The organism is Lentisphaera araneosa HTCC2155 (assembly GCF_000170755.1).
GTDB lineage: Bacteria > Verrucomicrobiota > Lentisphaeria > Lentisphaerales > Lentisphaeraceae > Lentisphaera > Lentisphaera araneosa.
Map to the genome: position 1 here is coordinate 138,084 of NZ_ABCK01000002.1, position 13,420 is coordinate 151,503.

The 13,420-nt window shown below is 41.1% G+C and carries 10 protein-coding genes; 9 read left to right on the forward strand and 1 reads right to left on the reverse strand.

Annotated features, from left to right (window positions below; all coding sequences use genetic code 11):
• Window positions 1-2: 2 nt before the first annotated feature.
• The 9 genes from LNTAR_RS02095 to LNTAR_RS02135 all read left to right on the forward strand — a co-directional run bounded on the left by LNTAR_RS02095 (window position 3) and on the right by LNTAR_RS02135 (window position 11,447).
• Complete coding sequence (locus LNTAR_RS02095) at window positions 3-989, forward strand: ThuA domain-containing protein (RefSeq protein ID WP_007276968.1); 987 nt, start codon at window positions 3-5, stop codon at window positions 987-989.
• Between the two features lie 388 nt (window positions 990-1,377).
• On the forward strand, window positions 1,378-2,028 hold the full coding sequence (locus LNTAR_RS02100) for a hypothetical protein (RefSeq protein WP_007276969.1): 651 nt from the start codon (window positions 1,378-1,380) through the stop codon (window positions 2,026-2,028).
• A 76-nt stretch (window positions 2,029-2,104) separates the two neighbouring features.
• Window positions 2,105-4,495, forward strand: coding sequence for a hypothetical protein (locus tag LNTAR_RS02105; RefSeq protein ID WP_157473146.1), 2,391 nt, complete (start codon window positions 2,105-2,107; stop codon window positions 4,493-4,495).
• A gap of 247 nt (window positions 4,496-4,742) precedes the next feature.
• Entirely contained in the window at window positions 4,743-5,603 is an 861-nt protein-coding gene (locus LNTAR_RS24935; RefSeq protein WP_052607287.1) for a type II secretion system protein, read from the forward strand.
• A 99-nt stretch (window positions 5,604-5,702) separates the two neighbouring features.
• Window positions 5,703-7,571 carry a dienelactone hydrolase family protein gene (locus tag LNTAR_RS02115; RefSeq protein ID WP_007276972.1) on the forward strand — a complete coding sequence of 623 codons (1,869 nt, stop codon included), beginning with the start codon at window positions 5,703-5,705 and terminating at the stop codon, window positions 7,569-7,571.
• On the forward strand, window positions 7,568-8,497 hold the full coding sequence (locus LNTAR_RS02120; protein WP_007276973.1) for a ThuA domain-containing protein: 930 nt from the start codon (window positions 7,568-7,570) through the stop codon (window positions 8,495-8,497). Before LNTAR_RS02115 ends, LNTAR_RS02120 begins: the two co-directional genes overlap by 4 nt.
• Before the next feature lie 155 nt (window positions 8,498-8,652).
• On the forward strand, window positions 8,653-8,889 hold the full coding sequence (locus LNTAR_RS02125; RefSeq protein ID WP_040914138.1) for a type II toxin-antitoxin system ParD family antitoxin: 237 nt from the start codon (window positions 8,653-8,655) through the stop codon (window positions 8,887-8,889).
• Window positions 8,882-9,187, forward strand: a complete 306-nt coding sequence (locus LNTAR_RS02130) for a type II toxin-antitoxin system RelE/ParE family toxin (RefSeq protein WP_007276975.1) — start codon at window positions 8,882-8,884, stop codon at window positions 9,185-9,187. Before LNTAR_RS02125 ends, LNTAR_RS02130 begins: the two co-directional genes overlap by 8 nt.
• Window positions 9,188-9,305: 118 nt before the next feature.
• Window positions 9,306-11,447 carry a sulfatase-like hydrolase/transferase gene (locus LNTAR_RS02135; protein ID WP_007276976.1) on the forward strand — a complete coding sequence of 714 codons (2,142 nt, stop codon included), beginning with the start codon at window positions 9,306-9,308 and terminating at the stop codon, window positions 11,445-11,447.
• A gap of 191 nt (window positions 11,448-11,638) precedes the next feature.
• Here LNTAR_RS02135 and LNTAR_RS02140 read toward each other — a convergent pair whose 3' ends face one another.
• A complete protein-coding gene (locus LNTAR_RS02140; RefSeq protein WP_007276977.1) occupies window positions 11,639-13,363 on the reverse strand; it encodes a sulfatase in 1,725 nt (574 codons plus the stop codon).
• Between the last annotated feature and the right edge of the window lie 57 nt (window positions 13,364-13,420).

Below are 13,420 nucleotides of genomic sequence, written 5' to 3' on the forward strand. Positions count from 1 at the left end.
GTTTGAAAAAAATTGCCTTAAAGTACCTTACCGTCCTCTTTATTTTCACTGCCTTTCTACAGGCAGCTGACAAGAAAAAAATCCTCTTTTTAGCGGGAAAACCAAGTCATAGTAGTGGTGATCATGAATTCCGCGCCGGTTGCATGATTTTAGCTGAAAAACTCAATCAATCGGGTTTAGCTATCGAAGCCAAAGTTCATTATTACGGCTGGCCCAAGGACGAAAGTATCTTTGATGATGTGGATGCTTGTGTCATTTATGCTGATGCTGGTGGACGTTTCGGTGATAAGTATGAGTTCTTGAATAATAAAGTCAAAAAAGATGGCATGGGCATTATGTTCATGCACTATGGCGTTCATCCCTCAAAAGAGGTTGGTGAAAAATACTTCACAAATTGGATCGGTGCCTATATGGCTAACTCCCAATCGGTCAACCCCCACTGGATTGCCGACCTCAAGCCCGTGGCAAAAGAAGATATTTCACGTGGCGTCACTCCCTTCACAGCCTATGACGAATTTTATTTCAACATGGTTTGGCCCACTAAAGATGACTGCTGTCGTCCCGTAGCTGTCGCAACTCCAACACCCGATAAAATTGTTCGCTACATCAATATGTGGAATCAGCATGGCGAAAAATGTTTTGGTAAAGAGCAAGCCCTAATGTGGTGCAGAGATCCCAAAGCAGAAGAAGGAGGTCGCGGAGTTGGTTTCGTAGGTGGTCACTATCACCGCAACTGGGCCGTTGATGAATTCCGTAAGCTCGTACTCAATGCGATTGTTTGGACAGCTCGTATGGAAGTCCCCAAGGGTGGCGTTCCCGCTGGCAAAGTCACAGAAGCTGATTTGAATAAAAACCTAGATAAGAAAAAAAGAGGCATCAAATATATTAAGCTTCCGACTTCTGAGCTATATAAACAAAAAGCCATGCCTCAACCGTGGTTTGATGAAAAAGGTAAACGACACAAAGGTCCCAAGCCTACTCAAAATTAATAATCAACTCCAGCTAAGTTAAAGCCATTTCATTCTCAAGAAGCCGCCAGGAAAATTCCTGGCGGCTTTTTTTATATCTTCCTAGAAAATAGGGATTTAAATATCGCACTCTCTCTCACTTTATTTTATATATTACTTTTTATAAAATTTTGAACGGTAAAAGAAATACATACTGAACTCCCTCTACCCTCTGATAAATAAAAGACAATAAACATATCTGTATAAAGTGTTTTCATTAAAAGAAAACCTTCCTGTTGCTTTTAAAACAAAAGAAGTATAGTTTAATTATATCCAAAACATAAGGAATAAGACTATAAATAATTGCATGGCAAGGCTATCCCAAGCCATAAGAAACAATATTTATCATTAGAAAAAATGGAGTATATTCATGAAAAGATTCATTTTAACATTTTTATTTTTATCATTAAGTTTATCCTTAACAGCAGCTCCAACTGACTTAAATTTTAATGACGTAAAAGCTAATTCTACCAAACATCCACTTGTTAAAGGAAAGTTTAAAATCATTCAACTGTCTGATGCTAATAATGCCTTAAAGATTTATAGCACAGACAAAAGTGACTCGGGCAAAGTACAGATTCCGCTAAATCTAGCCAAAGCTTCTGATTCCAAGTTTAAGTTGAGTTGTGATGTTAAAGTTTCTACCACTGCCACCCCCGCGGGAAAATTGCTGGCGATTAGCAACTGGGATACAAATGACGAACTTTTCAGGATCCAACTTGGTGCTGGAAAACTCCAATTAAAAGCGACAAAATTTCAAAATGGGCGCTTAGTTGCTTCAAATATTTGTACCTACAAATCCAATAATTGGATGACTATTGAATTGATCGTGGACAACAATAATGGCAATTGTAAGGTTTCTATCATAGACAAAGCAACTAAGATTTCATTATACAAAGGTACTCATACTATCAATAAAAAATTTAAGGGAGTCTACCTCACAAGTTCAGTGTGGCCCGGACAATCAAAGAATGGTTATTCTTACGAGTTTGATAATATTAAAGTTACCCCATTAAAGTAGCTTATTTATTTTGATTAATTTAAAAAGACTCCCCTCCTCAATAACCTTTTTACTTTTTATTTTATCGCTAATGGCTGTGAGTTTAGCTTATCAAGAGAAAAATCTTCAACAAAAGTTAGTCATAACAGAACAGAACACCCTTAATGCGATATCTACGGAAATTATTCTGCCACCTAAAGTCCAAGCCGAAAAAGATTCTTTAAAGCAACTTTTTGAAATGGCTAAATCTAAAAATTTCAAAATCGAGTGGTATAAGCATATCAACACCGGTGAATTACGTCTTCGCTCCATTGAACTTTTACAAGAAAGCCAAGATATAGTTCACACTATAAAGGTACCTATCCCCTCACCCCTAGCTCAAACTTTGAATTTATTTGATGAGTGTAACATACGCGGTCATAAAATAAACAAAATCAAAGTACACCTCAATACCGCTGGTCAAAAATTCCTCTATCTAAAACCAAAATCTTCTCATTCACAACTTTATTCAGCCAAACTTATCGATATTAAGCCTTCGAAAATCACTAATGATAATAGTTTTATAGAAATAAGTGGTCAAGGCTCCATTACTTCTGTCGTCTTTCATAATAAAATTGGAATATCTCCTCATTTTGATGATCGCGCTTGGTCAATTTTGGGAAATGATCTACCGATCATAAAAATCAAGGCTGATTTATTTCCTCAAACTAGCCGAAGTATAGAGGGTATTAAGCATTTGGAATTAGATAAATTCCGTCGTGTTTATTGTGATATTGATGGCCCTTCAGTTCAATGGGATGCCTTGAAAATTATTAAGGACAAAGGTTTTTACCCAGGTCGCCAAATGAAAAAGCTCAAAGCTATCCTAGAAATGGGCTATGGCCTTAAAAATGCTCCGACTTTAAATGAAGACCCCAAGCGAAAGGGCTGGAGTGATAATTCTTTTTTTGAAAAAAATTATCAGCCCGATTTAAAAAAAATTAACCTGCTCAAACAACACTATCCAAATGATTTCGAGTTTGTCTCATGCCTCAATAATTGGCCCAGCTGGATTGAAGCTAAAAATTTAAAGAGTAGAAATGAAAAAGGGACTCCTGCAGTCGAGCTATTTGATTCTGCTGCCGACCTTGCCTCTAGATTTATTGAAGCCAAGAAACGCCAAAATGAACTCATCGCGAAATACTGGGAAGTCAAAAATGAATCTACCATTAAAAGCGAATGGGTGTATCATTGGGAAAAAGCTTATGATAGCTGGAATTTATTAGCGGAGTTTCACAACACAGTCGCTAAAACCATCAAACAACGTAATCCTGAACTGAAAATCGGAGGACCTTCTAGTGCGTGGATGCATTTGGATGCTGGGGGGCAAAATGGCTTTAATCTTGCTCATCAACAACTGCGTTTTATGGATCTAACTAAAGAACACTTAGACTTCTATTCTCATCATTTTTACGAAGTGAAAGAACTTATTATTAATGACCCCAATCGTTTAAATAATTATGGCGGATACCTTGCCGGGCGCTTAGAGGCCGACCTAGACTTAATCAGAAATCATATGATTTTAACGAACAATATCAAGCCTCTCATTATTTCTGAAACTGGCACCTTAATGCGAGCTAAAAATGAGATTGACCATTGGATTAAGCTGAAAAACTATAATTCGCTCATGATGCGATATATGAATCGCGCTCACGAATTTAAAATTATCGTACCTTTTTTATTACCTGTTAATTGGTGGGCTCATGGCGAACAAGATGCCATATTCGACATCCAAGATGACGGTTCGATCACAGCTAATACGCAGAGTTTATATTTGGACTTTTGGCAGGGCTACAAAGGCCAGCTTATCGCCACTCAAACTAAGGCAAAAAATGTCTTCCTACATGCTGTGAGAGATGAAAATATTATTCAGTTCGCAGTCAATAATTTAAACCCCTACCGAATTAATATTGATATTAATACCTTAGTGGACAATTCCAAAATAAAAGGTATTCAACAACGGCGTTTGTGGTTAGACAAAGGAAAAATTAAATTTGAAAATATCCCTCGTGATAATTTGAAAGATATTCCCCTCTCAGTAGAGGAAACAAGTATAATAATAATCACCTTAGATAGTGAGGAGGTAGAATTCAACTCTCAACAACTGAACAAAACCTTTTTTGCAGAATCTACTTTACACAATACGGGACAAGCAACAGAGTTCATTTTAAATTGCCCCATGCAAAACCTCGCCACATCAAAATTACGTGTTTGTTTTGGACGAAAAGGCGGTTTTCAAAAAAACCTTTATGTAAATTTTAATGGAGTAAAATTTTTTCGAAAACTGGATCATACGAATAAAGATGGAAACTTTTTTGGCTATGAGGAATTTGATATCCCCACCAAGCTAGTTAAAAAAATCAATAAAATCTTAATTAATATCCCTCAAACTGGAGGAAAGATTAGCTCCATTGCTCTAAGCTGCTCAAATCAGACGATTATTGAATAAACTATAAGTATTTTAACAAGCTACTTAGTTCACCACACTACGAACTCTGAGCAAGCCAACACCATTCAAATGATGAGAATTGTAAGGTTAAATGCCTTCGCAAATTCTAATTTTTTCAGCCTCATATGATTAACTGTACTATTTAAAATATCCGCAACAAAAATCCACTTCTTGTAACGGAATCAAAATACTGAAGTTCAACATAGATAAGTACTCTTTAATTAATGGTACAAATAGGAGAATTTCAGTGAGTAAAAATCGACGGAACAATTATAGACATTCCTTGGAGACCAAATCATTTACACTCATCGAGCTTCTCGTTGTGGTCGCCATTATCGGGATTTTGAGCTCTTTGCTTTTGCCTTCACTTGGCAAAGCCCGTGAAAAAGCCAGGATCGCTGTCTGCACCAGTAATCAAAAGCAAATTACTATTTCCACAGCCTTATTTATGGATGATAATGAAGGTTATTTTCCTGCTTCTAACTCAAATGGTTCTACTAGCTGGGATGACCACCTAGGTCAATACGACGGCCGCGGTTTAGATGAAGCCATGATGGCAGGGGCATTTGGAAAATGGGGCGCCATGCAGACAGAGCTACCTGGTGGTAAAGAGCATGGCGCGATATACCGTTGCCCACTAGACGATCGAGAAGATCCTGTATTCATTATGAGAACTTATGGACAATCATCACTAATTTATGGAGGCCCCATTAATCCAGCTTTTCAACTTGGCGCTCACCGAGGTATCGCTGGTTTTTGGGTTAGAGGGGCTGGTGACATACCAAGTGCTTCAATGAAAGCTAGTGATTTAAACAGTAGTAATGACGTTATTGCCTACGCCGAAAATTTTGCCCCTCTTGACTCGCAGCCAGTTGTTGGCGTAGATAATTTAGTTAGACTACGTCTAGGTAACTCCTGGGAATGGGGTGGTATCAACCCTGAGATCTTTCAATTAAATGACCCCTCTCACAGTGACATGAAATTTAATTTTGCCATGGCCGATGGCCATGTGGAAAAAATGAATTACATCCAATCTATGGTTCGCACTGACGGTGGGGTAGGAACAACTGCTGATACATCAGGTACCAAATGGGATTCAGCTCGATAATTTTCACAATTATTGAATTTAATATGTCCTAAGCTGTAACATAAACAGTACTGTCGATGTTAGGTAAGACAACTTACTAAAACATATCAAAGGCCTACTATGTTCAAGCAACAACTCCTCAAGTATTTACTCCTCCTACTCTTTTCCCTTAGTTTATCTGCGGAAAAACTACAAGAAACTCTGCCCTCTTACCCTGACGCCCAAGTTCCAAAAAACTTTGAAGAAATGTGGAAGGATTTCGACCCACGAAAAGAACCTCTTGATGTGGAGGTCCTTCACGAAACCGAACAAGATGGCGTCGTGATCAAAGTCATTCGCTTCCGCGTGGGTATCTTCAAAGGTCAAAAGTCGATGATGGCCGCCGTTTATGGTTACCCGAAAGGAGCGAAAAATCTCCCAGGACTACTCCAAGTGCATGGCGGCGGGCAATACGCGCAGTACCAAGCCATAGTTACTAATGCTAAACGCGGCTACACCACACTTTCCATTGCTTGGGCCGGCCGCCTAAACGCGCCAGGCTATGTTGTGAGTCCCACCGAAGTAAAAGCCTTTTGGAAAGGCGATACCACTGACAAACATTTCAAAGTCACCACTGATTGGGGAGCTCTTGATGCTTATCATGCGCCTTCACGAAGTGGAATCCATGCCTTTGGAGATCTTCCGGCTGATAAATGGCGAATCGATAATGTAAAATCCGCGCGCAATAGTTCTTGGTTTCCCATCACCATGGCAACTCGCAGAGCTTTAACTTTCCTTGAACAGCAGCCCCAAGTCAACGGTGATAAACTCGGGGTTTACGGCCATTCCATGGGCGGAAAAATCACCGTACTTACTGCGGCTGCCGACAAGCGCGTCAAAGCGGCAGCGCCATCATGTGGTGGCATCAGTGATCGAGAAAAAAAACATGCTGAACATTACAATGGTGTAGGCGACGCCACTAACCTAGAAAACATTACTTGCCCTACCGTTTTTCTCAGCCCCGCCAATGATTTCCACGGAAGAATTAATGACCTCCCGCAAACGATCAAAGAAATCAAGACCGATCAGTGGCGCATTGCAGCGGCCCCTCATAATAATCACCAGGATATCCCCGAAGCCGAAGTGGCGACTCAACTGTGGATGGATCAATACTTAAAACAGAGTTTCACTTGGCCCAAGGCTCCCACAACTCATGTCATGCTCAAAAACAATGCGAAACGCCCTATCATTGTCGTCAATGTCGATGAATCTATGCCCATAGAATCTGTGGAGGTTTATTATACCCAGCAAGGCTCTACGGTAGGTAAAGATCGACATAGACAGATCAATCAATTCTGGCATTTCGCCAAGCCTAATCTTCACAAGGGCAAATATGCCGCTGTGCTCGATCTCTACTCCACAGAAAAACCCCTCTGGGTTTACGCCAACGTGATCTACAAAATGGATAAAGAAGTCACTGGTGCGGGTTACTATTACGGAACTTATAAGGCGGATAAATTCATCAACTCTTCCTTACTAAAAATGATTGCACCCACTGAACTTCAGGCGGCAGGTATTGAAACAACTATCCAGAAAACTCTCAACTTCGAAGACTTTAAAGAAAATTGGGAGAAAGAATGGTTCACTTACAAAGTCCAGCAATGGGGTCGCAAAACTCACAAGCTTTATCACCCCGCTTATCAGCCTCCAAGTCCAAATTCCGCAATGACACTTAAGGTCTATGCTGAACAGGATAATGCCCTCATCATTGGCGTTGATAAATATGTCAAAGAATTTCAAGTCAAGGGTGGGCAAATCAACGAATTTACTTTCACTGCAACTGACTTTAAAGACGCTGATGACAAGATTCTCCCTTCATGGGAGGGTACCAAAGAATTCCGCTTGGTAGAATCGGAAGCCCTTCGTCCTAAAAGCGGTAAAGTCAAAATTATTGGCAAAGCCTGGCAGGGTCCTAAGCCTCAGTTTAAGGAATTGAATTGGATTAAGTGAAAAGCTTTCTTTTCATCCTAGTTTTTGGCTTTTGCCTACAGGCGCAGCACCTCTGGCAAAAGCCTAAAGCCCCCCTAAAAAAAGAAGTCCTTCAAGAACTTATTGGCCCACTTCAAAACAAAAGCCTCAGTCGCGAAATCAAGGTCCTGTGGCTCTATGGCTTCGACAAGCATCACACCCCTGGTGCCCATGACTACGTAAAAGTTAAAGATTTGATGCTCGGCTTACTTAAATCCGTGCCAAAAATCACTATTGATGAAGCCTTTCAGTTCCCCACTGAACAACAATTCGCTGAAGCCGACATCATCTGCATGTACCTGCATTTTGAAAACCTCAGCGACCAGAAAATCACTCAATTACAAAATTATATTGAAGCTGGAGGTCATGTCATTGCTCTGCATGAGAGTGTCATTATTCGCCCCAGTGAAAAGGGAGAAAAGCTTTCCAAATGCCTCGGCTGTGCGTGGAATGAGGGGCAATCCAAGTGGGGCGCGCTCTTTGACAAAATTAAAATTGATAACTCTCACCCCATCTTCAAAAACTTTCCTGCTCAACTCAGCCTCTCCGATGAGTTTTATTGGGACCTGCATCAGCAAGAAAATATTAATGTCATTGGCAAAGTCAAAAGTGGCTCTCCAAGACACAGTAAAAAACCTGCTAGCAAAGATCAGCTCTCAAAAGAGTACCACCCCGTTTTCTGGACTTATGAACTAGGTAAAGGTCGCGTTTTTGCGACTTCCGCAGGTCACAATACCTTCACCTATTACGACCCAAAATTCCGTCTCATCCTCTTGCGGGCCATGGCTTGGTGCCTCCAAGAACCCATCAACCCTTTCATTCCCCTCGTTTACAAAGGCATTGAACAAGATGGCCTCATAGGAACTACCAACCCCATGCGCCACTGGAAAGGAAAAAAACGGCGTTAATAAAATTGACGGCACACGAAAAATTTTAGCTAGACTCATCACCGTACCTATTTGAGCATAACACATCCTCAATGTTTAAATCATAAAGAATTGTTTTATATAAAGATTAGAGCTATATTAGTGTATATTTTTATATAAGAGGCCAGATCATGCAGATGAATGTATCACTCACTCCTGAATTACACGACATAGTTCAACGCAAAGTTAAATCTGGTTTATACTCTAATGCCAGTGAAGTTATTAGAGCCTCCATTAGAAACCTCGAAAAAGAAGAGCAAAAACAAAACTCTTGGAATACTCTCAATAAGCTACTAGAAGATGCAGCTGATTCTGGTAGGTCTGAATCAACTCTCGATGATATTGTAAATCGAGTCATAAAGCAGAATGAGTAAAAAATACTTTTTAACTAGAAAAGCTGCAATAGATTTCGAAAATATTATTAAATATACACTCGAAGAATGGGGACTTAATCAAGTTTCTATTTACCAAAATCAATTAAAAAATAGGTTGAACGCCATTGTCACTTTCCCAGACCTTGGCAGAAAACATCCTAAGTTAACAACAGATATTTATTACGTCTCCGAAGGAAAGCATTATATCTTTTACAGACAATGTGATGATGGGATAGAAATACTTAGGTTTTTACACCACCAAATGGATATAATTAAACATATCTCAGATGAACTGTAGAATCTAAGCAGCAACTCTAAGCTACTGCGATAAACGCTTCACAAAAATCTTTATACATGTTACAAAAGTGCCATGACATTGTTAAGATATTTATAGATAAAAGTAACAAGGTCCCTTTATGTACAGATTTCTACTCATTTTATTTCTTTCTCTTCCCCTCTTCGCCGACACATCATTTTACACGCCTGGTAGCGATAAAAAGAACCTCAAATTCCAAGGGAAAATCAATGCTAACTTACCCAATGTATTAATCATTGGGGATTCGATCTCCATTGGTTATCACAAAGAAGTCGTCAAACTACTTGAAGGTAAGGCCAATGTCTTCCGCCCCAAAACAAATTGTGGCGACACTAACAAGGGTGTGAAAAGCCTCGATAAGTGGCTGGGTAAGACCAAGTGGGATGTGATTCATTTTAACTTCGGTTTGCACGATCTCTGTTACCGCCACCCTGATGCCAAAGTCTATGGCCATCGCGATAAAGTGAATGGCAGCGTTTCAGTAGCAATCCCCCAGTACAAAAAAAACCTAGAAGAGATTATTACTCGACTCAAAAAAACTAATGCCAAACTCATTTGGGCCAGTACCACCTTTGTTCCCGAAGGCGAAGCGGGACGCTACCAAAAAGATAATCGCAGTTACAATAGCGAAGCTCGCAAAATCATGGTTAACAATGACATTGTCGTCAACGACCTCTTCACCATAAGTAAACAGCTCCCCGAGAAATTTAAGAAACCCGCCGATGTTCATTACACCAGCGAGGGTTCTTCGATTTTGGCAAAGCGAGTCGCACAATTTATTGCCCAAGAATTACCCAAGAAAGCTTCAAGTAAACGTCCTCATATCATCCTCTTTCTCATCGATGACTTAGGTTGGAATGATATCGCTTGCTACGGCAGTCAATTTTACGAAACTCCCCACCTCGATAAGATGGCCAAAGAAGGCTTTAGATTCACCGATGCTTATGCCGCCAATCCGGTCTGTTCTCCTACACGAGCGAGTATCCTTTTAGGTAAGTACCCGAGCCGTGTGGGCCTCAGCAATCATAGTGGTTCTTCTGGTCCCAAAGGTCCCGGACACAAACTCACACCCGTTCCCGTCAAAGGCAATATGCCCTTAGAGGACATTACTCTCGCCGAAGCCCTCAAAGAAGTGGGTTACAAAACGGCTCACATCGGTAAATGGCATCTCCAAGCTCACCACGATACTTCTCGAAATCACTTCCCCGAAAAACATGGCTTTGATCTCAATATTGCAGGACATCGCATGGGTCAGCCCGGCTCATTTTACTTCCCTTATAAAAGCAAGCAGCACCCCTCGACAAATGTTCCCGACATGGCAGATGGTCAAGAAGGTGATTACCTCACAGATAAACTCACTGATAAAGCCATCCATTATATCAAAGAGAATAAGGACACGCCCTTTTTTCTCAACTTTTGGTATTACACAGTTCACACCCCCATTATTCCTCGCCAAGACTTAAAAAAGAAATATGAAGCGAAGGCTAATGAACTCGGCATCAACAAAAACCAGCCCGGAATTCCAGTCCTCAAAAGTTTTGCGCGCTCTTCGCAAAATAACCCAAGTTATGCCGCCATGGTCGAAGCCATGGACGAGAATATCGGCCGCATCTTCAAAACTCTTAAGGAACTCCAAATCGACGATGAAACCATCATTATATTTTGCTCCGATAATGGCGGATTATCCACGAGTACGGGTCCCAATTGCCCCACCTCACAACTGCCGCTCAAAGCCGGCAAGGCCTGGGTTTATGAAGGAGGTATTCGCATCCCATTTATTATCAAGTGGCCCGGAAAGAAAGGCGGCAAAGAACTCCAAGCTCCCGTGTGTACCACAGATATCTATCCGACCCTCCTCGATATGCTGAAGCTCCCGGCAAAACCAGAACAGCACCTAGATGGCGTGTCTTTAACATCCTTAATGAACGGGCAAGCAAAGGAACTTCAAAGGGAAGCACTGTTTATTCATTACCCCCATTACCATCACATTAATTCCATGGGGCCCGCGGGTGCAGTACGCATGGGCGATTACAAACTCGTGGAATACTACGAGACAGGGGAGTTTGAGCTCTACAATCTCAAAGAAGATATTGGCGAAATGAACAACCTCGTCAAAGAACAGCCAGAACGCGCCGCGCAAATGCTCAAAAAACTTGAGCAGTGGCGTCAGCAAAGCAATAGTCCCAAACCTGAGCGCAATCCCCATTACGATCCACAAAAAGATTATCGCATCAAAAAATAGATTATTCCACATGGGATATGGTGAAGCCATTAAACTTCAATTAGCCTGGGATGTCAATCCCAGGCTAATGTACAATGCCTTAAGGTATTGTACCTAGAGGCACAATTATTTTAGGGAGATGATTCACACCCACATTTACATGTCGGGCTATTTACTGTTAAATCGTTTCACGATGGATCCTAGAAAAAGCCTTACCTAGCTTTCTTATGATCATTGAGTTCTTTCCAGCTGAGTTCCCCGTCTTTGTTGGTATCGGCATCAGGGTTATTCTTGAAGTAGTTCTTTTTCCAGTACTCACCATCCTTGTTTTCCATAGGTGACTTCTCATTTTTAACTGCAGCTTTTTTCATGGGGCTCTTAACAGGCTTGCTAAAATCAAACTGACCAAAGCTGATGAGATCCTGTTTGAGCCCCTCTTTGATTTGAGCGTATTCAGGGTTTTTCGCAAGGTTAGTGAGCTCACGGGGATCTTTGCTATGATCATAGAGTTCTTCCATGCCATTATTATAGCGAATGTAGCGAAAATCCTTGGTGCGCCAGGTCCAATGCTGTAAATCGGGATCCATACCCGTGTGCGCCCCAGCGTAAATCATGGTCAGCGCTCCCTTGGGACCATCCCAGTCCATACTTTTGGGCTCTTCTAAAAAGGGACGAATACTAAAACCACCTAACTTGGCGCCACGCTCATTTTTGCGATTATCACCTTCGAGTCCACAGAGGTCTACCAAGCTGGGGTAGATGTCGATGAGAGAAACGGGGTGTTCGGCTTTGCTACCTGCTTTTGCGATTTGCGGAGCTCGCACAATAAAGGGTACTCGCCCGCTCTCTTCCCAAGGTGAGTTCTTAAAGAGGTAATCTTTTTCTCCCATATTCCAGCCGTGATCAGAAGTGAAAATAACGATCGTATTATCTTTAAAACGACTTTCATCAAGAGTTTTAATGACTCGCCCAATATTTTCATCCACTGCTGCGATACTCGCTAAATAAGCCTGGGTAAAAGCTTTGATCCCCTCCTGCCAATTAGGATAGGATTTTTTCAATAAATCAAAATACATCAAGCCCTTTTTATCAGCATCAAAAAGGTCGGTGTAATGAGTATCATCGGCATCATTTTCCAAAATCTCGGGAAGTTGAATTTGATCGATGGGGAACATATCAAAGTATTTTTGCGCAACATGCAAAGGTGTATGCGGGCGTACAAAACCTACAGACAGGAAAAAAGCTTGATCACTGCCACTGCGATCCAATTTTTCAATGCGCTCGGATACCCATTTCGCATTGAGTTCATCGGGCGTTAAATCGCGATTGGGTCCTTCGAAATTAAAAGGTGTCTTGATAAATCTCCAATCACCCGAAAACCAATGCTCATTTTTTGTTTGTTTGGAAATCGCACTCTCAATCGAGCCATAAGAGCCATCAATTGCGCCAATTTCGGCGAAGGGCTGAGGAACATCGGGATGCGCCACGGTTTTCCCATCTTTTAACCAATAAGGACCATAGTTTGCTTTATTTTTAAACTCGGTATAGAGCTGCTTTTGTTCATGGTGTAAAAGCTTGCCCGTTCCAATGACATTATAGCCATTCTCGCGAAAGAGCTCCATTATCGTTTTGTTATGCTTCAAGGTCTTTTGTTCATACCACTTATTCCAAAATAAATTTCCAGAATCGTGGGGGTAAACACCGGTAAATAAACTTGCACGCGAAGGGGCACAAACGGGATTGTTCGAGTAGGCTCTTTTAAAGGTGACGGCGCTTTTCGCAAAATCTTTTAAGTGAGGCGTTCTAACTTGCGGATGACTCTCATAAGCCGATACGTAATCATTTAAATCATCACAAATGATGAAGAGTACATTGGGACGTTCAGCGGCAAAAAGCCCACAAGTGAGGAAAAGTAATACGTAGGGTAAGCGATTCATAAATGACCTAAAGTGAGTGTTTTTGTTTAAATAACCTGCTCTAGATAGATTAGTGAC

Excerpts from the sequence above, each read along its gene's own strand:
- LNTAR_RS02100 (WP_007276969.1), top strand. The coding sequence starts at position 1,378 with ATGAAAAGATTCATTTTAACATTTTTATTTTTATCATTAAGTTTATCC.
- LNTAR_RS02140 (WP_007276977.1), bottom strand. The coding sequence starts at position 13,363 with ATGAATCGCTTACCCTACGTATTACTTTTCCTCACTTGTGGGCTTTTT.
- LNTAR_RS02125 (WP_040914138.1), top strand. The coding sequence starts at position 8,653 with ATGAATGTATCACTCACTCCTGAATTACACGACATAGTTCAACGCAAA.
- LNTAR_RS02130 (WP_007276975.1), top strand. The coding sequence starts at position 8,882 with ATGAGTAAAAAATACTTTTTAACTAGAAAAGCTGCAATAGATTTCGAA.
- LNTAR_RS02115 (WP_007276972.1), top strand. The coding sequence starts at position 5,703 with ATGTTCAAGCAACAACTCCTCAAGTATTTACTCCTCCTACTCTTTTCC.
- LNTAR_RS02135 (WP_007276976.1), top strand. The coding sequence starts at position 9,306 with ATGTACAGATTTCTACTCATTTTATTTCTTTCTCTTCCCCTCTTCGCC.